Source organism: Desulfovibrio porci, assembly GCF_009696265.1.
Lineage (GTDB): Bacteria > Desulfobacterota > Desulfovibrionia > Desulfovibrionales > Desulfovibrionaceae > Desulfovibrio > Desulfovibrio porci.
Window position 1 is genome coordinate 157,030 of record NZ_VUMH01000004.1, and the last position, 20,884, is coordinate 177,913.

At 57.1% G+C, this 20,884-nt stretch carries 21 protein-coding genes, 1 tRNA gene and 1 pseudogene; 15 read left to right on the forward strand and 8 right to left on the reverse strand.

Going from position 1 to position 20,884, the window contains the following annotated elements; all coding sequences use genetic code 11:
• Nucleotides 1-102: 102 nt before the first annotated feature.
• The 7 genes from FYJ44_RS05705 to FYJ44_RS05735 all read left to right on the forward strand — a co-directional run bounded on the left by FYJ44_RS05705 (nucleotide 103) and on the right by FYJ44_RS05735 (nucleotide 7,551).
• Complete coding sequence (locus FYJ44_RS05705) at nucleotides 103-1,209, forward strand: AI-2E family transporter (RefSeq protein WP_154510015.1); 1,107 nt, start codon at nucleotides 103-105, stop codon at nucleotides 1,207-1,209.
• A gap of 184 nt (nucleotides 1,210-1,393) precedes the next feature.
• Nucleotides 1,394-2,161 (forward strand): D-alanyl-D-alanine carboxypeptidase family protein, encoded by a 768-nt coding sequence (locus FYJ44_RS05710; protein ID WP_288230766.1) that lies wholly within the window; start codon nucleotides 1,394-1,396, stop codon nucleotides 2,159-2,161.
• A 115-nt stretch (nucleotides 2,162-2,276) separates the two neighbouring features.
• The gene (locus FYJ44_RS05715; RefSeq protein ID WP_154510017.1) at nucleotides 2,277-2,486 is read left to right on the forward strand and encodes a twin-arginine translocase TatA/TatE family subunit; all 210 of its coding nucleotides are present in this window, start codon (nucleotides 2,277-2,279) and stop codon (nucleotides 2,484-2,486) included.
• Between the two features lie 32 nt (nucleotides 2,487-2,518).
• Nucleotides 2,519-2,950: an ACT domain-containing protein gene (locus tag FYJ44_RS05720; RefSeq protein ID WP_154510019.1), complete on the forward strand. Its 432-nt coding sequence runs from the start codon at nucleotides 2,519-2,521 to the stop codon at nucleotides 2,948-2,950.
• A 422-nt stretch (nucleotides 2,951-3,372) separates the two neighbouring features.
• Nucleotides 3,373-3,660, forward strand: coding sequence for a co-chaperone GroES (gene groES, locus FYJ44_RS05725; RefSeq protein ID WP_154510021.1), 288 nt, complete (start codon nucleotides 3,373-3,375; stop codon nucleotides 3,658-3,660).
• A gap of 42 nt (nucleotides 3,661-3,702) precedes the next feature.
• A complete protein-coding gene (gene groL, locus FYJ44_RS05730; protein ID WP_154510023.1) occupies nucleotides 3,703-5,349 on the forward strand; it encodes a chaperonin GroEL in 1,647 nt (548 codons plus the stop codon).
• Between the two features lie 396 nt (nucleotides 5,350-5,745).
• On the forward strand, nucleotides 5,746-7,551 hold the full coding sequence (locus FYJ44_RS05735) for a methyl-accepting chemotaxis protein (protein WP_154510025.1): 1,806 nt from the start codon (nucleotides 5,746-5,748) through the stop codon (nucleotides 7,549-7,551).
• Between the two features lie 482 nt (nucleotides 7,552-8,033).
• On the opposite strand, the gene FYJ44_RS05740 is transcribed toward FYJ44_RS05735, so the two are convergent.
• From FYJ44_RS05740 to FYJ44_RS05755, 4 genes are all read right to left on the reverse strand, one after another.
• Nucleotides 8,034-10,226, reverse strand: a complete 2,193-nt coding sequence (locus FYJ44_RS05740) for a glutamine synthetase III family protein (RefSeq protein WP_154510027.1) — start codon at nucleotides 10,224-10,226, stop codon at nucleotides 8,034-8,036.
• 36 nt (nucleotides 10,227-10,262) lie between these two features.
• Nucleotides 10,263-10,601: a P-II family nitrogen regulator gene (locus tag FYJ44_RS05745; protein ID WP_154510029.1), complete on the reverse strand. Its 339-nt coding sequence runs from the start codon at nucleotides 10,599-10,601 to the stop codon at nucleotides 10,263-10,265.
• A 26-nt stretch (nucleotides 10,602-10,627) separates the two neighbouring features.
• Nucleotides 10,628-11,836 (reverse strand): ammonium transporter, encoded by a 1,209-nt coding sequence (locus FYJ44_RS05750; protein ID WP_154510031.1) that lies wholly within the window; start codon nucleotides 11,834-11,836, stop codon nucleotides 10,628-10,630.
• A gap of 556 nt (nucleotides 11,837-12,392) precedes the next feature.
• Nucleotides 12,393-13,898, reverse strand: a complete 1,506-nt coding sequence (locus FYJ44_RS05755) for a sigma-54 interaction domain-containing protein (RefSeq protein WP_229772522.1) — start codon at nucleotides 13,896-13,898, stop codon at nucleotides 12,393-12,395.
• 296 nt (nucleotides 13,899-14,194) lie between these two features.
• Here FYJ44_RS05755 and FYJ44_RS05760 point away from each other — a divergent pair.
• From FYJ44_RS05760 to FYJ44_RS05790, 8 genes are all read left to right on the forward strand, one after another.
• Nucleotides 14,195-14,271, forward strand: a tRNA-Glu gene (locus FYJ44_RS05760).
• Between the two features lie 244 nt (nucleotides 14,272-14,515).
• Nucleotides 14,516-15,160, forward strand: coding sequence for a tyrosine-type recombinase/integrase (locus FYJ44_RS14595; RefSeq protein WP_229772523.1), 645 nt, complete (start codon nucleotides 14,516-14,518; stop codon nucleotides 15,158-15,160).
• A gap of 46 nt (nucleotides 15,161-15,206) precedes the next feature.
• The gene (locus tag FYJ44_RS14600) at nucleotides 15,207-15,578 is read left to right on the forward strand and encodes a tyrosine-type recombinase/integrase (protein WP_229772524.1); all 372 of its coding nucleotides are present in this window, start codon (nucleotides 15,207-15,209) and stop codon (nucleotides 15,576-15,578) included.
• A gap of 227 nt (nucleotides 15,579-15,805) precedes the next feature.
• Complete coding sequence (locus FYJ44_RS05770) at nucleotides 15,806-16,012, forward strand: helix-turn-helix transcriptional regulator (RefSeq protein WP_154510173.1); 207 nt, start codon at nucleotides 15,806-15,808, stop codon at nucleotides 16,010-16,012.
• A 195-nt stretch (nucleotides 16,013-16,207) separates the two neighbouring features.
• Nucleotides 16,208-16,732: a P-loop nucleotide/nucleoside kinase family protein gene (locus FYJ44_RS05775; protein WP_154510033.1), complete on the forward strand. Its 525-nt coding sequence runs from the start codon at nucleotides 16,208-16,210 to the stop codon at nucleotides 16,730-16,732.
• Nucleotides 16,733-16,923: 191 nt separating this feature from the next.
• Nucleotides 16,924-17,196: a CD3324 family protein gene (locus tag FYJ44_RS05780; RefSeq protein WP_154510035.1), complete on the forward strand. Its 273-nt coding sequence runs from the start codon at nucleotides 16,924-16,926 to the stop codon at nucleotides 17,194-17,196.
• 138 nt (nucleotides 17,197-17,334) lie between these two features.
• Nucleotides 17,335-18,081, forward strand: coding sequence for an SAM-dependent methyltransferase (locus FYJ44_RS05785; RefSeq protein WP_154510175.1), 747 nt, complete (start codon nucleotides 17,335-17,337; stop codon nucleotides 18,079-18,081).
• A 65-nt stretch (nucleotides 18,082-18,146) separates the two neighbouring features.
• Nucleotides 18,147-18,455, forward strand: coding sequence for a hypothetical protein (locus FYJ44_RS05790; protein WP_229772525.1), 309 nt, complete (start codon nucleotides 18,147-18,149; stop codon nucleotides 18,453-18,455).
• 109 nt (nucleotides 18,456-18,564) lie between these two features.
• Here FYJ44_RS05790 and FYJ44_RS05795 read toward each other — a convergent pair whose 3' ends face one another.
• The 4 genes and pseudogenes from FYJ44_RS05795 to FYJ44_RS05810 all read right to left on the reverse strand — a co-directional run bounded on the left by FYJ44_RS05795 (nucleotide 18,565) and on the right by FYJ44_RS05810 (nucleotide 20,834).
• Nucleotides 18,565-19,524, reverse strand: coding sequence for a DEAD/DEAH box helicase (locus FYJ44_RS05795; RefSeq protein WP_229772527.1), 960 nt, complete (start codon nucleotides 19,522-19,524; stop codon nucleotides 18,565-18,567).
• A pseudogene (locus FYJ44_RS15005) lies at nucleotides 19,499-19,862 on the reverse strand (Arm DNA-binding domain-containing protein). Before FYJ44_RS15005 ends, FYJ44_RS05795 begins: the two are co-directional and overlap by 26 nt.
• Nucleotides 19,863-20,350: 488 nt before the next feature.
• Nucleotides 20,351-20,584, reverse strand: a complete 234-nt coding sequence (gene brnA, locus FYJ44_RS05805; protein ID WP_154510039.1) for a type II toxin-antitoxin system BrnA family antitoxin — start codon at nucleotides 20,582-20,584, stop codon at nucleotides 20,351-20,353.
• Nucleotides 20,571-20,834 (reverse strand): BrnT family toxin, encoded by a 264-nt coding sequence (locus FYJ44_RS05810; RefSeq protein WP_154510041.1) that lies wholly within the window; start codon nucleotides 20,832-20,834, stop codon nucleotides 20,571-20,573. Before FYJ44_RS05810 ends, brnA begins: the two co-directional genes overlap by 14 nt.
• Between the last annotated feature and the right edge of the window lie 50 nt (nucleotides 20,835-20,884).

Sequence of the window (20,884 nt, forward strand, 5' to 3'; positions counted from 1 at the left end):
GCAGAGCCCGGCAAGGTCTGCTAGATTGGCGCGTTCCCTCATGCCGCACAACGGCGTCCGCCGTCGCCAAACATCGCGCCGGACGCAACAAGGGTTTGATATATGACCGTATTTCTGCCGCGCCTGCTCTACTTACTGGCTGCTCTGGCGTGGTATCTGCTGCTTTGGCCCAATCCCGTCACCATTTTCATGGCCGCCTGCTTCTCCTGCCTGACCCTGCCCCTGTACCGCCGTCTGCGCCAGAAGGCCGGCGTCTGGCGCGTCCGTCTGGAACGCCGCGAGCCCGACTCGCGCAAACGGCGGCGGCTCATCGGGCTTTCACGCCATGTGCCGCTTTGGGGCTATGTTACGTTCATTATTTCCTCCCTGTTCGTGCCCATCGCCGTTCTGGCGCTGCTGGTTTCTCCGCAGGCCGTAGCCGGTCTGGCGCGGCTGCGCGAACTCCAGGCCAACAACTTCCAGTTGCCGCCGCAATGGGTGGAGCACATCCAGCAATGGCGGCTGAGTCTGGCCGAATATCCGCGTATCGAAAAACTGGTTGACGACTTCGTGCATAATCTGGACACGCTTTTCGGGGACGCCATGAGCATGCTGGTCAGCCGGGGTTTCGGCTTTCTGGGCGGCACCATGACCGCGCTCTGGACCACCTTTCTCTTTTTCACGCTCACGGTGCTTTTCACGGTTTATTCCCGGCGCATCCGCAAGGTCTTCTGCCGGATATTCCATTTGCCGCAGGCCCTTCTGCGGCGCTTCACCAACACCATCCACCGCGCCCTGCGGGCCATCATGCTGGGCATCGTGCTGGTGGCCCTGGCCCAGGGCGTTCTCTGCGGCATCGGCTTTGCCGTGGCCGGCGTCAACCAGCCCGCCTTCTGGGGCATGCTGGCAACCCTGGTGGCTCCCATTCCGGTGGTGGGCACGGCTCTGATCTGGTTGCCGCTCTGTCTTTCACTCTGGTTCACCGGTAAAACCATGGCCGCCGTGGGTCTGGCCCTCTGGGGCATGCTGGCCGTGGCCGGGGTGGACAATGTGCTGAGGCCCCTCTTTTTGCGCCAGGGCATCAACGCTCCCTTCTTTGTCCTGATTCTCGCCATCCTCTGCGGCTTGGCCAGCTTCGGCCCGGTGGGACTCATCGCCGGACCCGTCCTGTTGTCCTTTGCCATGCAGGCGGTGGAGGAAGCCAACCATTTTTACAAGGCTCATGACTGATTCCGGCGCCATAGCAACCCGAAAACAGCCTAGACGGTCCCAAACAGAACCGCTCCGCGCCTCTGTCGCCATTTGCTGCCGCCGTTCAAGCCGTCCGGGCCGGGCGCTCTTCATCCCGCCGCTCTGTCTGCTCCTTTTCCTGATCTTCTGCCTTCCGGCTCTTCCGGCCCAGGCCGCGCTGCCGGTGCGTTCGGCCATGCTGATCAATCTGGACACAGGCCGCATCCTCTACGAGCAAAGCGCCGACGCGGCCATCCCGCCGGCCTCGCTGACCAAGCTTATGAGCATGTTTCTGGCCATGGACGCGGTCAAGGCGAAAAGCGTTTCCCTCAATGAAAAGGTCAGGGTCAGCCGCCAGTCCGCCGCCACGGGCGGTTCGTCCATGCATCTGCGCGCCGGCGAACGCGTGCCGCTGGTGCGCCTGCTCACCGGCATGGCCGTGGCTTCGGGCAATGATGCGGCCATGGCCGTGGCCCAACGCGTCAGCGGCGGCAATATCCGCAATTTCGTACGCCGGATGAACAGCAAGGCCCGCACCCTGGGCATGCGCCGCACGGTATTTAAAAATCCCACCGGCCTGCCCGCCGCCGGACAGAAAACCACGGCCCGCGACATGGTGACGCTGAGCCGCGCCTATCTCAGGGCGCACCCCGGCGCCATGCGCTTTCACAGTACGCGCTTTTTCCTGCACAGAGGCCGCACCATGCGCAACACCAACGCCCTGCTGGGCACCGTGGCCGGGGTCAACGGCCTGAAAACCGGCTGGACCGTAGCCTCGGGCTACAATATCGTGGTTACGGCCCAACGCGGCAAAACCCGTCTGCTGGCCGTGGTTCTGGGCGGCAACACCAAAGACAGGCGCGACGCCTCGGCCCGCCGTCTGATTGAAGCCGGCTTCCGCCACCCCTCCTCTCCCAAACAGGTCCGGCACGCGTTGGGACGGCGACGCTGAATCCGCCCCGCGAAGCGCCCGCAGCGGCAACCCCGCCTTGACCTCCCGCCCGCGGCGGCTTATGCTATCCAGGTAGATTGGCTTTACAGCCCAACATCCAACGGAGGCTTGCCGCATGTTCGGCATTGGCACGCAGGAACTCTTACTCATTCTGGTAGTCGTGCTGCTCATTTTCGGCGCAAAAAAACTGCCGGAAATAGGCGGCGGACTCGGTCGGGCTATCCGCAACTTCCGCCGCGCGTCATCTGAACCCGATGAAATCGACATCACCCCCAAGGACAAAAAAGAGCCGTCCTCTTCCGGTGATGACTCCCACAAGGCCTGAGCGTCATAAAACGGCTGATAAAGGATTTCTCTATGAAAGCAGAACAATTATCCGTTTTTCTGGAAAACCGGGCCGGCCGTCTGGCTGAAGTCACCCACACCCTGGCCGAGGCGGGCATCAACATCCGCGCCCTTTCCCTGGCCGACACGTCGGACTTCGGCATTTTGCGCATGATCGTCTGCGATCATGAAAAAGCCAAAACCGTGCTCAAGGAAAAAGGCTTTACCCTGGGGCGCACCAGCGTGGTGGCCGTGGAAGTGGCCGACACGCCGGGCGGTCTTGATGCCGTTTTGCAGCTTGTTTCGCGTAACGGCATCAATGTGGAATACATGTACGCCTTTGTGCAGCGCGACCAGGAAAGCGCGGTGATGATTTTCCGCTTCGACAAGGTGGATCAGGCCGTGGACGTGCTCAAAAACAACGGCTTCACCATCATCCCGGCGGACCGTCTCTGCAGCTATTAGAGCGGGTTACGTATAAAATTGCGCCGCTTCAAAAACGGCCGCCCGTCGGAATTTTCGCCGTAAGCGGCGGATCCGCTCCGGAGGAAGATGCCGGGAAGCTGATCTCAGCAGTCTGAGAGCCCCCTTGTGGGGCTCTTTTTTATGCGCCGCCGGGACGGCCGGGCGTAGCGGCACCAAACTCATTTTTACATAACACATTGAAATAAAATAATTTTTATATTTTATAGAAAAAAAAATTAAAAAATTTTGCCTCAGCCCCTTTTCAAGCCGCGAGAGTGACTTATCTGTATGCCCGTGCGGGGCAGTGCAACGGCAATGCCCGCTGCGGCCCGTTACGCGCAATATTTCCGGCGCGTCCGCTGGTTCGGCCGCCGCCTGTGCCCGCAAGGGCAATAAAAAACTTTCCGGGAGGATTTGACGTCATGAAGCTGAAACCCCTTAACGACCGTGTGCTGGTCAAGCGCCTTGAATCTGAAGAAAAGACCGCCGGTGGTCTGTACATCCCTGACACGGCCAAGGAAAAGCCCTCCAAGGGCGAAGTTGTGGCCGTGGGTCCCGGCAAGATCGCGGAAAACGGTTCCCGCGTCGCCATGGCTGTGAAGAAGGGCGATGAAGTGCTCTTCAACAAGTATGCCGGTACGGAAATCAAGCTGGACGGCGTCGACCACCTTGTGATGCGTGAAGAAGACATTCTCGCCATCATCGACTAATCCCGATCTCTGCCGAATCACCACTCAGGAGGAAATCAGAAAATGTCCGCTAAAGAAATTTTGTTCGACGTTAAAGCCCGTGAAAAACTTGCCCGCGGCGTGGACAAACTGGCCAATGCCGTTAAAGTCACTCTTGGCCCCAAAGGCCGCAATGTCGTTCTTGAAAAATCCTTCGGCGCGCCCGTCATCACCAAAGACGGCGTGACCGTAGCCAAGGAAATCGAACTGGACGACAAGTTCGAGAACATGGGCGCCCAACTCGTGAAAGAAGTCGCCTCCAAGACTTCCGACGCCGCCGGCGACGGCACCACCACCGCCACCATTCTGGCCCAGGCCGTGTACCATGAGGGCATCAAGCTGGTGGCCGCCGGCCGCAATCCCATGGCCATCAAGCGCGGCATCGACAAAGGTGTGGACTCCCTGATCGCCGAGCTGGCCAACCTGGCCAAGCCCACCCGCGACCAGAAGGAAATCGCCCAGATCGGCACCATTTCCGCCAACTCCGACGCCACCATCGGCAACATCATCGCCGAAGCCATGTCCAAAGTGGGCAAGGAAGGCGTCATCACCGTTGAAGAAGCCAAGGGCCTGGAAACCACCATGGACGTGGTGGAAGGCATGCGCTTCGACCGCGGCTACCTCTCCCCCTATTTCGTGACCAACGCCGAAAAAATGATCTGCGAGATGGACAACCCCTACATTCTCTGCACGGAAAAGAAGATCTCCAGCATGAAAGATATGCTGCCCGTGCTTGAGCAGGTGGCCAAGGTCAACCGTCCGCTGATGATCATCGCCGAAGACGTGGAAGGCGAAGCCCTGGCCACCCTGGTGGTCAACAAGCTGCGCGGCGCCCTTCAGGTCGTGGCCGTGAAGGCTCCGGGCTTCGGCGACCGCCGCAAGGCCATGCTTCAGGACATCGCCGTCCTCACCGGCGGCCAGGTGGCTTCCGAAGACACCGGCTCCAAGCTGGAGAACATGACCCTGGCCGAACTGGGCACCGCCAAGCGTGTGGTTGTGGACAAGGACAACACCACCATCGTGGACGGCGCCGGCAAGAGCGAAGACATCAAGGGCCGCGTGAAGCAGATCCGCGCCCAGATCGAAGACAGCACCTCCGACTACGACCGCGAAAAGCTGCAGGAACGCCTGGCCAAGCTGGTGGGCGGCGTGGCTGTGGTGCATGTGGGCGCCGCCACTGAAGTGGAAATGAAAGAAAAGAAAGACCGCGTGGAAGACGCCCTCAACGCTACCCGCGCCGCCGTGGAAGAAGGCATCGTGCCTGGCGGCGGCACCGCGCTGATCCGCGTGTCCAAGGTCCTCAACGACATCAAGCCCGCTGACGACGATGAGCTGGCCGGCGTGAACATCATCCGCCGTGCCATTGAAGAGCCCCTGCGCCAGATCGCCCACAACGCCGGATTCGAAGGTTCCATCGTGGTGGAAAAGGTCCGCGCGGGCAAGGACGGCTTCGGCTTCAACGCCGCCACCGGCGAATATGAAGACCTGATCAAGGCCGGCGTCATCGACCCGAAGAAGGTGACCCGCACGGCCCTGCAGAACGCCGCTTCCGTGGCCTCCCTGCTGCTGACCACCGAATGCGCCATTGCTGAAAAGCCCGAACCCAAGAAGGACGCCCCGGCCATGCCCGGCGGCATGGGTGGTATGGGCGGCATGGACGGCATGTACTAAGCCGTTCCCTGTCGCGGGCTTTGTTGCCCGTTCCGCTTTGAAAAACGACGGCTCCCGCTCTGCGGCGGGAGCCGTTTTTGCATTCTATTCTGGCGGCGGCCGCCCCCAGCAGCGGACAGCGCTGAAAAAAATTGTTCAAAGGGCTTAAGATATCAGTCCTCCTACCGAAAAAGGGTTATGTGCTTCCCGTTCTTTGAAGAACGGACACACTCTCCGCCGCATGTCCTCTCCTTGCGGTGGTTCACGGCATTTCCGGCTTTGTTCGCAAAGCCGCCGGAACAGCACATTGACGTGCCCGAATTGCATGGAATGGATCGCCTGTCCAGCGCTCCCCGGCGTTTGCCGCCAGTTATTATCAACAGATGCGCGATACGGATGACATTGAGGAGAACATCCATGAACGTCAAAATGTGGATCATTGCGCTGTGCGGCATTTTCCTGCTGGGCATAGGAACATTGTTCACCGCCAACTTTCTGGTATCACAACGGGTTTTCAATGATGTCACCATGCCGCAGATCACCGAAGCCTTGCGCCAGAAATACGAATACGGGGTAAAGAGCGCGGTGGAGGTGGAGGCGCAGAATCTGGCCAACCGCCTCAAAAACGTCACGGACAAGAAAGAACAGTACGCCATTATTGAACAGCTTACCGATTACCAGCGCTTTTTCCCCAACGGCGAAGGCTATTATTTCACCTATACCACCGACGGCATGCGTATCAACGTGCCCATCAACAAGTCGTTGAACGGCAAGGATTGCAGCGGCCTCAAAGACGCCAACGGAACACTTTTCGTCCAGGAATTCATGAAAACGGCCAAGAACGGCGGCGGCTTTGTGGAGTACACCTTTGAAAAACCCGGCGCGGGCATCCAGCCCAAACTCAGCTATATCTGCCTGATTCCGGGCACAGATGTCCTTATCGGCACCGGCGTCTATATCGACAGCGTGCAGGCCGAGCAACAGCGCATCTCCGCCCTGGTGGCCGAGAACAATGACCGCTATGCCATGTACCAGGCCTGGATCTGTCTGGCTATCGTGGCTTTGATAATTCTGGTGGCCTGGTATGTGACGCGGGTCATCTGCTCCCCCTTGCGCCAATTGACCGGCGCGGCGGATGAAGTGGCAAAGGGGCACCTTGATACCCAAATCAAACTGCATCCGCGTAGTCCGCGTGAAATCCGCGCTCTGGATGCGTCGTTGGGTCAGATGATCGGCAATCTGCGCGAACGCATTGACGAAGCGGCCCAAAAAACCAGCGAAGCCAACACCGCCGTGGAAAAAGCCAGGATTGCCCAGAACGAGGCCGAAAAAGCCCGCCAACAGGCCGAGAGCGCCAAAAAAGACGGCATGCTGGCCGCCGCCAACCGGCTCGAAGGCATTGTGGATATCCTCTCCTCCGCCTCCACGGAGCTTTCGGCCCAGATTGAGCAGTCCGACCAGGGGGCCAACGAAGCCGCCGGGCGTGTCTCCGAAGCGGCCACGGCCATGAACGAAATGAACGCCACGGTGCGGGAAGTGGCCCGCAACGCCTCCGCCGCTTCCGCCGCCTCCGCCGAAACCAAGGTCAAGGCTCAGGCCGGTTCAAATATTGTGGAAAAAGCCGTGCACAGCATCGGGCAGGTGCGCACTCTCTCGCTCGAACTCAAGGACGATATGGGTCAGCTCAATGAGCATGCCCAGGCCATCACCCAGATTATGAACGTCATTTCGGACATTGCCGACCAGACCAATCTGCTGGCCCTCAACGCGGCCATTGAAGCGGCGCGGGCAGGTGAAGCCGGGCGAGGCTTCGCTGTGGTGGCCGACGAAGTGCGCAAACTGGCAGAAAAAACCATGGCCTCCACCAACGATGTGAGCAACGCCATCCGTTCCATCCAGGAAAGCACGTCCAAGAGCATGGAATCCGTGGACAATGCCGTGAAGCAGATTGAGCAGGCCACGGACTACGCCAACCAGTCCGGCGCGGCTCTGGAGGAAATCGTGACCACGGTGGACGCCACGGCGGATCAGGTCAACGCCATCGCCACAGCCAGCGAGGAACAATCCGCCGCCAGCGAGGAAATCAACCAGTCCGTCCTGCAGGTCAATGATATGAACCGACAGATCGCTGTAGCCATGGGCGAGGCGTCCAAGGCCGTGACGGACCTTTCCGTCCAGGCCCAGAAGCTTACGGGTCTGATTCAGGAAATGAAGCAGGACTGAAGCCCCAAGCCTTACATGACGGTAAAACTCCGGCGGAACCTCTGGCTCCGCCGGAGTTTTACCGTTGCCTATATCTCCGCCCGCAAGGCGTCCGCAATCCGCAGCCGACGGGGTGCGGATGAAAACCGCATCGTAACGGCGGGGCGTGTTCAATGCAGTCGCTATCGCCATCCGTTGCAATATTGTCTTGAGCCGTAGCACAGCTTCGCCGCGCACGGCATCGCGCCAACGCCTGGCGCTGCCGCCGGGTCACCCCAGCGTCCGACGAATGAACGAATATCTTCCTCTACAAAAAGCTCTAAGGGCGGGAAGCCGCCAGACTTCCCGCCCTTACGCTTCGCGCTGCTGCCGTCCGTTGCGGCGGACAGGCGCTGACGCTACGCGCCCCACGGCCGCAGGGCCGCAGGGGGGCGGGAGCGGGATAAGTTCATCTTCCCCCCCGGGATGAGACCTTCCCCGCTCCCAACACTCGATCTACAATCCTAGTGCGCCCAGAGCAGCTCAGAATACTTGGGCAGCACCCACAGGCTGTCCTCCACCAGCCTTTCTAAAGTGTCGGCATGGACGCGGCATTCGGTCATGGCGGTCAGAATGCTGTCGCGCGCTTCCTTGGCCTGTTCCAGAGCGTCCTGGACGCCCTGGGTCTTTTCCACGGCCTTTTCCAGCTTTTCCACGCCGGTCTGCAGGGCCGTGATATGGGTATGCAGAAGTTTGAAATAACCCTCCTCGCGCGCGGCGGACTTGTCGCCCAGCACGGCGCGGGTCTTGAGCACCGCGTCGGCGGCTTTGGTCTGGGCTTCCAGGCACTGCGGCAGCACCATGGAACGCACCATGTTGACCATCAGATTGCCTTCGATGCAGAGGGTTTTGCCGTAATTTTCCAGCAAGATTTCCTGGCGGGCCAGAATTTCACGCTCGCTCAGGATGCCGTGCCGCAAAAAGACGTTCATCACCTCAGGGTCGCTGTAGTGTTCCAGGGCGGCCACGGTATTGTTATAATTGGGCAGACCGCGTTTGGCCGCTTCCTTGGGCCAGGCGGCGGAATAGCCGTTGCCGTTGAAAACCACCGGCATGTGTTGCTTGAACAGCCGGGGCAGCAGATCCTGCAAGGCCGCATTGAGCTTGGCGCCGGCTGAAATCGCGGCCTCCAGCTCGGTGGCGATGTCATCCAGGGCGCAGGCCACGGCGGCATTGAGCGCGATGTTCACCGGAGCTACTGACTGCGAGGAACCCACGGCCCGGAACTCGAACTTGTTGCCGGTAAAGGCGAAGGGGCTGGTACGGTTGCGGTCGGAAAGATCCACGGGCAGGGGCGGCAGCGTGGAAACACCCACTTCCATGACCGGGCTCTTCCTGTTCCTGGCATGGCTGCCGTGGATGATATCGTCCAGCACCTCCGTGAGCTGTTCGCCCAGATAGACCGAAAGGATGGCCGGGGGCGCTTCATTGGCTCCCAGACGGTGGTCGTTGCCCGCCCCCACAGTACCCAGGCGCAGGGCCGTGCTGTGCTGGTGCACGGCACGCAGCACGGCGGCCAGAAAGACCAGGAACTGCGCGTTGTCCTGCGGCGTGGTGCCGGGGTTGAGCAGGTTCTGGCCGTCGGAATCGCACATGGACCAGTTGTTGTGTTTGCCGCTGCCGTTGACTCCGGCAAAGGGCTTTTCGTGCAGCAGGCAGACAAAGCCGTGCTTGCCGGCCATATGCCGCATCATGTTCATGGTCAGCATATTGTGGTCGCAGGCGATGTTGGCCTCTTCATAGACCGGCGCGATTTCAAATTGACCGGGGGCCACTTCGTTATGACGGGTCTTGGCCGGAATACCCAGAGCCAGCAGTTCGTTTTCCACGTCCTGCATGAAGCTCATGACCCTGCCGGGAATGGCTCCGAAGTAATGATCTTCCATTTCCTGGCCCTTGGGCGAAGGCGCGCCCAACAGGGTACGGCCCGCCAGCATGATGTCCGGACGCAGCACGGCCAGATTCTTGTCCACCAGAAAATATTCCTGCTCCGGTCCGACCATGGCCCGCACGTAGCCGGCCGAAGTGTTGCCGAAGAGCTTCAGGATGCGCAGGGCCTGCCGGGACAAGGCGGAAATGGAGCGCAACAGCGGAATTTTACGGTCCAGGGCCTCGCCGGAATAGGAATAGAAATAGGTCGGGATGTGCAGGGTCGCGCCGTAGGGCTGGTGGATGATGAACACCGGCACCGAAGGATCCCAGGCGGTATAGCCGCGCGCTTCAAAGGTAGAACGGATGCCGCCGGACGGGAAGGACGAGGCGTCCGGTTCGCCGCTGATCAGCATCTTGCCGGAGAACTCGCTGATGACCTGTCCGTCGGCCGAAGGCGCGAGAAAGGCGTCATGCTTTTCCGCGGTCAGGCCGGTCATGGGATGAAACCAATGGGTATAATGGGTTGCGCCGTTTTCAATGGCCCAGTCTTTCATGGCGTTGGCCACCACGTCGGCAATTTCCGGATTCAGGCGTTCGCCGTCACGGATTGTTTTGGCCAGCTTGCGATAGACGTCTTTGGGCAGACGCTTGCGCATCACGGCAAGGCCGAAGACATTGCGTCCGAAAATCTCGCCGGCCTCATGCGACTTTTCCTCCTGGCTGGAGGGAACCACCGGCGTTGCGTCAACAGCCTTGAATACCGCCTTGTTGCGGGGGGAACTCATACCATCGTCTCCTTTCATTTCAAAAAATATGAATGCCTACAGCGCGTCTTCGCCGCGTTCGCCCGTGCGGATGCGCACCGCGTCCTGCACGTCGCTGATGAATATCTTGCCGTCGCCCACCTGGCCGGTGCGGGCCGTGGCCACCACGGCATTGAGCACCTTTTCCAGGGCCTCGTCGTGCAGCACCAGTTCAATCTTGATCTTGGGCAGGCAGTCCACCTGCATGGTGGTGCCCCGGTAGACTTCGGTATGACCGCGCTGGCGGCCGAAGCCCCTTATTTCCGAATAGTTCATGCCGTGAATGCCCAGCTTTGAGAGCTCTTCCTTGACCCTCTCCAACATGCCGGGCCGGATGATGATTTCCAGTTTCTTCATGAGATGTCCCCTTCGCCGCTTGCGGCTTACAGCGAATAGCCACGTTCGTTATGCTCACTCAGGTCCAGGCCGACATATTCCGCTTCAGGCGCCACGCGCAGCCCCACAATGGCATCCACGACGCAGAGCAGAAGACGGCTCACCACATAGACGAAGACCCAGGTGCCCAGCACGGAGATGAACTGTACCCAGAGCTGATGTGGATTGCCGTAAAACAGACCGTCCACCTCGTTGATGGCCGCACTGGCAAACAGGCCGGTGGCAAGCGCGCCCCAGGTGCCGCCCAGACCGTGGATGCCCACCACGTCCAGCGCATCGTCATAGCCGAACCTGTTCTTGAGCAGCACGCCGCCATAGCAGACCATGCCGCCTATAAAGCCGATAAGCATGGCGGGCAGCAGGCCCACAAAGCCTGCGCCGGGCGTGATGGCCACCAGACCGGCCAGAGCTCCGGAAATGGCGCCCAGGCTGGTGGGCTTGCCGGTGCGCTTCCATTCCACCAGCATCCAGCCGAGGATGCCGCAGGCCGAGGCCAGATGGGTGGTCAGCAGGGCCTGACCGGCCAGCGGACCGGCGGACAGGGCGCTGCCAGCATTGAAGCCGAACCAGCCGAACCAGAGCAAGCCGCCGCCCAGCAGGGTGAAGGGCAGATTATTGGGTGTGAAGCTCTGCGGACCTGTGGACAGCCGGGGGCCGAGGGCCTGGGCGCAGGCCAGCGCGCCCGCGCCGGAAGCCATATGGACCACCGCGCCGCCGGCGAAGTCCACAGCGCCCAGCTTGGCCATCCAGCCGCCGCCCCAGACCCAGTGGGCCATGGGCGCATAGGCGAAGATCATCCAGAGGCCGGAGAAGAGCAGCATGGCCGAGAAGCGGATGCGCTCGGCGTATGCGCCGGAAACCAGTGCCACTGTCAGAACCGCGAACATACACTGAAAGGCCACAAAAACGGTGTGCGGAAGATTGGAGGCCGCCGGAGCGGCCGTGCCCTCGACCCCGTTCAGGAACAGATAGGAAAAATTGCCGATCAGGCCGCCGACATCCTCGCCAAAGGCCAGGGTGTAGCCCACAAGAGCCCAGAGCACGGTAATCAGACCCAGACTGGCGTAACTGTGCATGTGTGTGGAAAGCACATTGCGCGCACGGACCAGACCACCGTAAAACAGGGCCAGAGCCGGGGTCATCAGCATGACCATGGTGGCGCAGATAATGATAAAAGCCGTATCCGAAGCGTTCATCCCAAAACTCCCTTATGGCCGCTGCCGCCCGCAACTTCCGTCGCGTCGTCTTCCCGGGAACGACATGAACCCGGCATCTGCGGCGGCCCTATCCGGCCAGGCAAAAACTCCAGAGACGAAACCGGCGCCATGGTTTCTCCCCGACGCGACACATGTCGCGCCTCCCATGTGCCTTAAGGCACAATCCATGCCAGGACCGGATGGCAAACCGAATGGCTATATATCTATTTAATTTTGCACAATATTTTTTTGATATATGCGGAGAGGGGATACAGCGGGCGGCTTGCGGAAGGCTCTTTTTTCAACAAATTTGTCGAAAAAAGAAAAGGATTCTCCCACCAATCCGGGCAGCGGGAGAATCCTTCTTGTGAATATTATGTAAAATCAATATATTATATATTGTTCTTTTAAATCTACAATTTTGTCATTTTTGCAACATTCTGAGTTGAGCGCGCAACCCAAAGCCAATTTTCAATGTGAAACAGCGCCCTTTCACCCCGGTTATGCGCTGGGTGCGGGCCGCCGCCGCAAAAACTACATTTTGGATGATTTACATTCAGGCGTCACTATCAACGGGCGGCATACCCTTGCGGGCGGGGCGAAAGGTTTTGTAACTGATGCCGTATTTTTTCAGGCGCAGGGCCATGATCCGCTCGGTCAGTCCCAGACTGGCCGCGGCCCGGCCGATCTGCCCCCGGCTGGATTCCAGGGCTTCCACAATGCAGGCCCGCTCCAGTTCATCCAGACGCTCCTGCAGACTGCCGGCCAGGCCGGGCCGAAGGGCGCAACGGTCATCGCCGCCATGGCCGCCACAGTGCACGCTGTGCAGAGCCGGAGGCAGATGCTGGGGCAGCACCAGATTTTCGCGGCCCAGCAGCAGTACGGCGCGTTCCATGACGTTCTCCAACTCGCGGATATTGCCGGGCCAGTCATAACGCTGGAGCATGTCCATGACGGCCAAGGAAAGGCGGACATTCTTCCGCCCGTTGGCAGCCGAGTATTTTTGGATAAAATGGCTGGCTAGGGGCAGGATATCCTCGGGACGCTGACGCAGGGGCGGCAGAAAAATGGGAAAGACATTGAGGCGGTAAAACAAATCGCGGCGGAAGCTCCCCTCCTCCACCATCCGCTCCAGATCGCGGTTTGTGGCGGTAATGAAGCGCACGTCCACATGCAGGGTCTCCATGCCGCCCAGGCGTTCAAAGGTGCGTTCCTGCAAAACGCGCAACAGCTTGGCCTGGGTCATCAGGGAAAGTTCGCCCACTTCATCCAGAAACAGCGTGCCGCCGTGCGCCAGTTCAAAACGCCCCTTGCGGGTGGCGTTGGCCCCGGTAAAAGCTCCACGCTCGTGCCCGAACAGTTCGCTCTCAATGAGATTTTCCGGCAGGGCCGCGCAGTTGAGCGAAATAAACGGCCGGGCCGCGCGGGCGCTGGCCGCATGAATGGCTCTGGCGGCCAGTTCCTTGCCCGTGCCGGACTCGCCCTGCAATAAAACCGTGGTGGCGGACGGGGCCACCTGGGCTATCTGGGCATAAACCTTCTGCATGCTTTCCGAATTGCCCACAAAGCCCTTGGGCCGCAGCGAGGGACGGCTCTCCTCGTCCATGCGCCCCTGGGTTTCCAGAGCAGCATGTCCCAGCAGCGTGGCAATGATCAGCAGCAAGCGGACTTCGTCTTCCAGAGTGGCGGCATCGGCCAGCAGGTGATCCACGGAAAGCGCGCCCACCACATGGTTATTAAGCCGGATGGGCACGCAGATAAAGGAAATGCCCTCTTTTTTCAGATCGCGCGAACGGGTTTTGTTCAGAAACAGCGGCTCTTCGGAGACATCGGAAATATACATGGCACGGCCGCTCTCAATGACCCGGCCGGTGATGCCTTCGCCGCGCACATAGCGGCCGCGCTGGCGCTCCGCGGGCTTGAGGCCGTAGGAGGATTCAATGCGGATTTCGCCGGTCTGCGGTGACACCAGAGTGATGGCCCCGCGCATCATGTGCAGATGCCCGGCCATCAGGGCCAAAGCCTTGTCCAGAGCCTGCGCTACGTCGCTGGCGGCATCCATGAGCTGAGCCAGTTCCTGCAGCAGGCGAAGCTGGCTCTCACAGTGTGCGTCAACAGACTCCGGCGGCAGGGACGGAATAGCGGCAGGCGATAACAAAGGAGCGGAGTTGGCGCGGGGCATGAGATAAAATACCTCAGGCGGCGCGGTCTTGCAACGCTCAGGCAAAAGCGGCCACTCCCCCCTGTGGGAAGGGATGGAATCCATGCGCACTGCTGCGGCCGGAGCGTGACCAACCCATAAATTGCAATGTTCGGCTTGACACGTTATAATTTTTTGGTTAGAAGATTGCTTCACTCGTCCCCATCGTCTAGCCGGCCCAGGACAACGGCCTTTCACGCCGTCGACAGGGGTTCAAATCCCCTTGGGGACGCCAAATTCGGGTATTACAAAGAACGCCAAGGTACAAAAACCTTGGCGTTTTTGCTTTTCCGGACGAAATTGTGATCCCCGCCTCCACCCGAATCTGGGGCTATCCAAGAGTCATTCAGGTATTTTTCAGGGCATCGAGCTGTGGTATGCAAAACGATACCCGATTTTTGATGTAATATCCTAAAAGTAAAAGATATTATCGTCCATCCGGGTATCGTTTCGTCCCTCGAAAACCAAGGAGTACCCTTATGCCTCTCACCGACACCAAGATCAGAACTTTTAAAATTTCCGACAAGCCCGTAAAGCTCGCTGGCGGCGGCCTGTACCTGTATTGCTCCAATACCGGCAGAAAGTACTGGCGGCTGGCCTACTCTTTTGACAACAAGGCAAAGTCGCTCAGCTTAGGCGAATACCCCGGCATAACTCTGCAAAGGGCACGGGAAAAGCGCATGGAAGCCAAACGGCTGCTGAACGAAGGCATTGATCCCGGAGCTCTCAAAAAAGCCGCCAAGGAGGCGGAGCGCGCTGAAATCGCCGAAACCTTCCGGAACGTCGCCAAGGAATGGCATGCGACCCGTACCGAAGACTTCACGGAAAAACACCGGGGCACGGTCATGTTCCGCCTGGAGAAGTATGTCTTGCCGGTTCTCGGCGATAAGCACATCAACCGGATAGAGCCCCGCGACGTTCTGGCGCTTGTCCGGCCCATTGACCAACAGGGCCACAATGAAACCGCCCGCCGTCTGCTCCAGATAATCGCCCAAGTGTACCGCTACGCCCTGATTGTCGGACGCGCTGAGCGCAACCCGGCAAACGACCTGAGCGGCGCGTTACGGCCCCGAAGAGTCACCCACAGAACTCCGCGCCGCCGTCTGGAGCGAGTTCAACCTTGAGGAGCATGAGTAGCGCATTCCCGCCGCCCGTACCAAGATGAAGCAGATGCACATTGTGCCGCTGTCCACGCAGGCCATGCAGATTCTTGAGGAACTGCAACCGTATTCGGGCACCAGCAAGTATCTCTTCCCGTCCGTCAGGTCGGATGTGAAGCCGATCTCCAACGTCCCCATGCTCGATGCCCTGCGCCGTATGAGTTACGCCCAGAACGAAATGTGCATGCACGGTTTCCGTTCCATCGCTTCCACCCTGCTCAACGAACTCGGCTACAACCGGGATTGGATCGAACGCCAGTTCGCCCATGGCGAACGAAATGACGTGCGGGCGGCATGCAACTACGCGGAATATCTGCTGCAACGGCGCAAAATGATGCAGGAATGGGCGGATTACCTCGATACCCTGAAAAACGCTTCATAGGCACCCAGAAAACAGTAAAAACGGCCCGTTGTTTTCGTGCAATGGGCCGTAATACAGCAGAAAGTTTGTTTTTTCAAACCATGTCAACAAAAATTTTGTCCACGAAGTACTATTCCATGCAATCCAATATATCTACAAACGACACTTTTCCAACCCACAAAAGAGCCCGCCGGAAAACCCATGATACACTTCCATCAAACAACAAAAACCTATCAGGAGGTGTAACCATGGCTACTTTACCCGCAATGCGCACAACAGGATTCGTCCGGCTCCCGCAAGTCCTTCAACTCATCCCCATCAGCAAAAGCGCCTGGTGGGACGGCTGCAAATCAGGCCGCTTCTCCAAGCTGGTCAAGCTGGGGCCGCGTACAACGGCCTGGCGGGCTGAGGACATTGTCGGGCTGAAGATGTTGTTCATTTTTTCCCTCGACTAAATTCATGCATGCTACTTGCCAGATTTAACCCGTGCCCCCAAAAGAGGCGCTTCGGTCATTTGAACAGGTTCACTGCTTGCAAATATTGCCTTTCCCAACATCGAGCTATAGCATCAGCAAAGGGGCAAGCCGTGTTTCCTGAGCGGGGCATAAACTCTGTTATTGTACTGTGTAACCCCATAATCGCGAGAAAATATGCTTATCATCTTTGGCGGATTACCCGCAACCGGCAAAACAACCATCGCACGGCGTGTGGCAAAAAGACTTTCCGCCGTCCATGTGCGCATCGACAGTCTGGAGCTGGCACTTGTGCGCGCGGGGCTGGTGGCAAGCCAATGGGATATAGGCCCGGCGGGGTACTTTGCCGGATACGCCGTGGCAGCCGACAATTTGCGTCTTGGCTTGCCCGTCGTGGCGGATTCTGTGAACCCATTACAAATTACCCGTGATGCATGGCGAGATGTCGCAATTCAGGAAGGTGCCAAGTATCTGGAAATAGAGATTATCTGCTCGGATATACAGCAACACAAGGAACGGGTTGAGAGCCGCATTTCTGACATTGCCGGCCTTGTTTTGCCTGATTGGCAAAGTGTTGCCAGCCGTGAATATCAACCGTGGAACAGAGAGCACATGGTTTTGGATACAGCAAAATTACAGATTGAAGAGGCTGTGGATGCCGTCCTTGTGCGCCTTCGCGAAGAGACAAATTTTTCCCGTTAGCGCATGCGTGGTGCCGTGCATTGACAGAAATATTTTTGGCCTCTATCCTCTTTATACACTTTTACAAAAGGAAAGATATGTTTAACGCACTGGATATTTTTCGTTGCGCATAGCAGGGGCTATTGCGTAACATGACAGTTTTTTAGGCAATAGCTCTTGCTCAGTCCTAATTCACCATTAGGAGGAGCACAATGAGCTATAAAAAGGCAAATGATGTATTGCCGCATTTTTTGTTGAATGCGGTTCAGGCGTATATAGACGGAGAATGTATCTATATCCCGCGCAAGGCAGATAATAAACTTCCGTGGGGGACAAATACAGAGACAAGAAAAGATATTCAGGCTAGAAACAGGGAGATTGTCGCCAGACGTCTGGCTGGATGCTCCGTAAAAGGCTTGGCTGAACACTATTGCTTGTCAGAAAAGACTATATACAAAATTATTAACTCCTTCAAAAACAGCTAGATGAAAGCGCTCCAACTTTGTTTGGGGCGCTTTTTCTTTTCATAAATGAAAAGTAGGATGCATTAACCAATTGTATAGCTTACATTGCCTTAAACATACCCGCAAAAGGAAGTAGATATGGGTTCAGTAAATTCTGCATTGGATATCCCCCGCATTTTCACCATCAGCGAAAGTGCCCATCGCATTCATAACCCGTTCACATCAGAAAAATTCGCCACCCTTGGCGCTGCTTTGCGTCTGGAACCGGGAATGCGCATACTCGACCTTGGCAGCGGTTCGGGAGAAATGCTATGCACATGGGCGCGTGATCACGGAGTTACCGGCGCTGGCATTGACATGAGCCAGTTGTTTTTTGCGCAAGCGAAACGCCGTGCCGAAGAACTTGGAGTCACTGATCTGGTCAAATTTATCCACGCCGACGCTGTCGGCTATATCGCTGAAGAAAAGGTTCATGTGGCTGCCTGTGTCGGTGCCACATGGATCGGCGGAGGAGTCGCCGGAACCATTGAGCTTCTAGCCAAGAGTCTTGGCGTCGGAGGGATTATCCTTATTGGCGAGCCTTACTGGCTGAGGGCGCCTGCAACGGAAGACGTTGCCAAGGGGTGCGGAGCTGGTGCTATCTCAGACTTTTTCACGCTTCCGCAATTGCTCTCATTTTTTGACGACCTTTCCTATGATGTTGTGGAAATGGTTCTGGCCGATCAGGAAGGCTGGGACAGGTACGAGGCAGCTAAATGGCTCACCATGCGGCGGTGGCTTGAGACGAATCCCCATGATGCCCTTGCCAATGAGATTCGCGCAAAGCTGACCTCAGAGCCGACGCGCTATGCAGCGTATACCCGTGAGTACCTAGGCTGGGGAGTCTTCGCTTTAATGGCTCGATAAAAAAAGAAGATACAATGAATTATAGAAGCAAGGCGATACATTGCGTCAAGGACACAATATTAGTGATGCAAAGAAAACAATTTGAAGAATGTGGGTGCTGCTTAGATGAACAGTATAAACGATATGGAAATACTGAATGGCTTTTCGCAAATATCATTGAAGAAGGACATGTCTATGAAATTGGGTATCCTGCATGTGTCTGCCCAGAAGTAAAAAGCGGACAAATAAAAGATGTAACACATTGTGAATGCTCACGCCAAAGCATATTGTATATTATTGGTAATTTATTGCCAGAAAAAAATATCAAGGTAGAAATAATAGAGACAGTCTTGGGTGGCGCGGAGAAGTGTCGTTTCAAGGTAACAGTCGCGTAAGAAGGACAACTTGAAGATTAGTTTTCTTGGTTTGGCGTATACTAAACTTAACACTGTAAGAGGTCAAGCGAACTCGTAAATCATCACATCACACACATCACCTCTTACGTTACGAAATACCTTCTGTTTCAACAACGTGATACCCCATTGCCGTGTACCCTACTCGGCGTTTTTTCCACATCCGGTGAAGTTGCGGGTTATCGGTCTCCACATAGTCATAAACGCGAATGTCGGCTTTATCTATATGCTGACGGTGTAAGCGGCCAGCATATTGTTGCAGAGTTCCCTGCCACGAAATGGGCATGGCCAGCACGATCGTATCCAGTGGCGAATGGTCAAATCCCTCGCCGATAAGTTTCCCCGTGGCCAGTATCACCCGTGCCGCGCTGTCGGGCATTGTCTGTAAGGTGTCCAGCACAAGCGCCCGTTGCTTACGTGAAAGTCGTCCATGCAGGATATGACAAGACACCCCTTTTGAGGCAAGCATTTCGCGCAATATTTCCAGATGGTTCGCTCGCTCAGTCAGTAGCAGTACTTTTCGTCCTTCGTTCCATGCGTCCCAAGTGTCATCGACTATACGCGAATTTCTGGCACTGTCCTCACAAAGCGTGCGGAATACATCCTGAATGGTGGCATCATTTGGCAATGTGGGAGTTTGCAAACACCGCGCTCTGACCTCAAGGCTGGAGAGCAGATGTTCTATCTTTGTCACACTGTGGCGTACCATGCCGCACTGCATAAAAATGATCGGATGGTGGCTATCGCGACGCTCAGGTGTTGCTGTCAGCCCCAGAATATACCGCACCTTGGTCTGCTTGAGGATGCCCTCAAACGAAAAAACCGGTAGATGGTGACCCTCATCCACAATAATATGCCCATATGCGTCAAGCAATTCTGCCAAGCCTTCCTTGCGTGCCAGCATTTGGAGCAGCGCGATGGGCAGGTTGCACCACCGCCCAAAATCCGCCGGTCCCAGTTGGGTGAGCAGCTTGCTGCCCAACACCGGGAACAGGGTATTTTCAAGGTAGCGCCACAGGTTGGCCTCATGCTTGGGCGACAGCGTGGCCATACTTGGCGAACCATTCCCGCGCCACAAAGGCGAAAGTGTCACGCACTTCTTGTTCCTTGGCGATAATTGCGGCCTTGGCCTCGCGCTTTTCCGCGCCGGGGTCGATGCCCTTGGCAAGCTGCTCCTTGGCCTCTTCGCGGTACTTGCGGGCATCCCGCAAGGATACTGGGGTACGCGCCGAAACTGAGCAACTTCTGCTTGCCCTCAAAACGGTAGGCCATGCGCCAGAGCTTGCTACCCGTGGGCGTCACATGCAGATATAACCCGCCGCCGTCAGAAAGCTTTTGCACGTTGCTGTCGGCCTTGGCGTTCCGTACAGCGGCATCGGAAAATTTCATGTTGGTATCCTCCAAAATAGTCCGGAAGTGTGCGGCGAAATCCAGAAAAATATACCTCCATCCATTTGAATTCAAAGAAGATTTTTAGCGTACTGGTATTTCGCCGTGCCGAAATGGCGTTGTGGTATTGGTACCTGCGAATCTACCAACGATTTTTGTGGGTGTCCACGTGGGTACTTGGATTTTACTGGACAAAAAGAGAAGGGCGGAATCACGTTTTTCTTAGTGATTCCGCCCTTCTATAGACTATTTTGGACTTCTTATTGGTGCGAAGGGGAGACCCAAAGCAAGGTACAACGTACTAATATCAAAGAGCATCATGTGGGTGCTTCCCACAAATACCGTTCAGAATACCGTTCAAGCATTTTGCTTACTAACATCCTGAACTTATTGAGATATTAACTTTTCTTTTCGAGTCCGTCAATGAGACCATGGCTTCAATAAATTCAGCATGTTATCTTGAGGAAATGCGACCCTGCGTTTGCTGATCAGCGAAGGCTGTGCGCCTCCCGTGCCAGACAGTTGGCTATCCAGACCTTGACCAGCGCCTGCCGACTCACGCCCAAGTGCTGTGCCTCCCGATCCAGAGAATCCACCATCCACTGAGGAAAATCCACATTGACCCGTTTTGAGCGGTTGGGCCGCTGGGCCTTGTCCATATTCGCAAAGGGCATCACGCTTGCGCCTTCGTCAAAAGCCTTGTCAAAATCACTCGCTTTCATAAGCTCTTATCTCCTCTTTCCGTGAGCGGCGGACAGAAATTATCCGCACCGTCGTACCACGGCAAGTCATGATTGCTGTCCAGTGCTTGCCTCCCAGACGCCCGATGCAGGCTTGCCGAGGCTCATCTTCAAAGCGTAGTGGAAAGACAAGCAGGTTCTCGTCATCCCATAGTGCCTTGGCCTCCTCAAAGTCCAGGCCATGCTTGCTTTTGTTGGCAAGGCTTTTGGCAGGATTGTCTTCAAATTTCATGTCTAAATGGTATAAAAAATATACCAAATGTCAAGCTCTTGGTGGCACGC

Coding starts and splice junctions, on each gene's coding strand:
- FYJ44_RS05770 (WP_154510173.1), top strand. CDS start 15,806: ATGGCTACTTTACCCGCAATGCGCACAACAGGATTCGTCCGGCTCCCG.
- FYJ44_RS05790 (WP_229772525.1), top strand. CDS start 18,147: ATGCAAAGAAAACAATTTGAAGAATGTGGGTGCTGCTTAGATGAACAG.
- FYJ44_RS05780 (WP_154510035.1), top strand. CDS start 16,924: ATGAGCTATAAAAAGGCAAATGATGTATTGCCGCATTTTTTGTTGAAT.
- FYJ44_RS05810 (WP_154510041.1), bottom strand. CDS start 20,834: ATGAAATTTGAAGACAATCCTGCCAAAAGCCTTGCCAACAAAAGCAAG.
- FYJ44_RS05745 (WP_154510029.1), bottom strand. CDS start 10,601: ATGAAGAAACTGGAAATCATCATCCGGCCCGGCATGTTGGAGAGGGTC.
- FYJ44_RS14600 (WP_229772524.1), top strand. CDS start 15,207: ATGCACATTGTGCCGCTGTCCACGCAGGCCATGCAGATTCTTGAGGAA.
- groES (WP_154510021.1), top strand. CDS start 3,373: ATGAAGCTGAAACCCCTTAACGACCGTGTGCTGGTCAAGCGCCTTGAA.
- FYJ44_RS05795 (WP_229772527.1), bottom strand. CDS start 19,524: ATGGCCACGCTGTCGCCCAAGCATGAGGCCAACCTGTGGCGCTACCTT.
- groL (WP_154510023.1), top strand. CDS start 3,703: ATGTCCGCTAAAGAAATTTTGTTCGACGTTAAAGCCCGTGAAAAACTT.
- FYJ44_RS05715 (WP_154510017.1), top strand. CDS start 2,277: ATGTTCGGCATTGGCACGCAGGAACTCTTACTCATTCTGGTAGTCGTG.
- FYJ44_RS05735 (WP_154510025.1), top strand. CDS start 5,746: ATGAACGTCAAAATGTGGATCATTGCGCTGTGCGGCATTTTCCTGCTG.
- FYJ44_RS05775 (WP_154510033.1), top strand. CDS start 16,208: ATGCTTATCATCTTTGGCGGATTACCCGCAACCGGCAAAACAACCATC.
- brnA (WP_154510039.1), bottom strand. CDS start 20,584: ATGAAAGCGAGTGATTTTGACAAGGCTTTTGACGAAGGCGCAAGCGTG.
- FYJ44_RS05705 (WP_154510015.1), top strand. CDS start 103: ATGACCGTATTTCTGCCGCGCCTGCTCTACTTACTGGCTGCTCTGGCG.
- FYJ44_RS05720 (WP_154510019.1), top strand. CDS start 2,519: ATGAAAGCAGAACAATTATCCGTTTTTCTGGAAAACCGGGCCGGCCGT.
- FYJ44_RS05755 (WP_229772522.1), bottom strand. CDS start 13,898: ATGGATGCCGCCAGCGACGTAGCGCAGGCTCTGGACAAGGCTTTGGCC.
- FYJ44_RS05740 (WP_154510027.1), bottom strand. CDS start 10,226: ATGAGTTCCCCCCGCAACAAGGCGGTATTCAAGGCTGTTGACGCAACG.
- FYJ44_RS14595 (WP_229772523.1), top strand. CDS start 14,516: ATGCCTCTCACCGACACCAAGATCAGAACTTTTAAAATTTCCGACAAG.
- FYJ44_RS05750 (WP_154510031.1), bottom strand. CDS start 11,836: ATGAACGCTTCGGATACGGCTTTTATCATTATCTGCGCCACCATGGTC.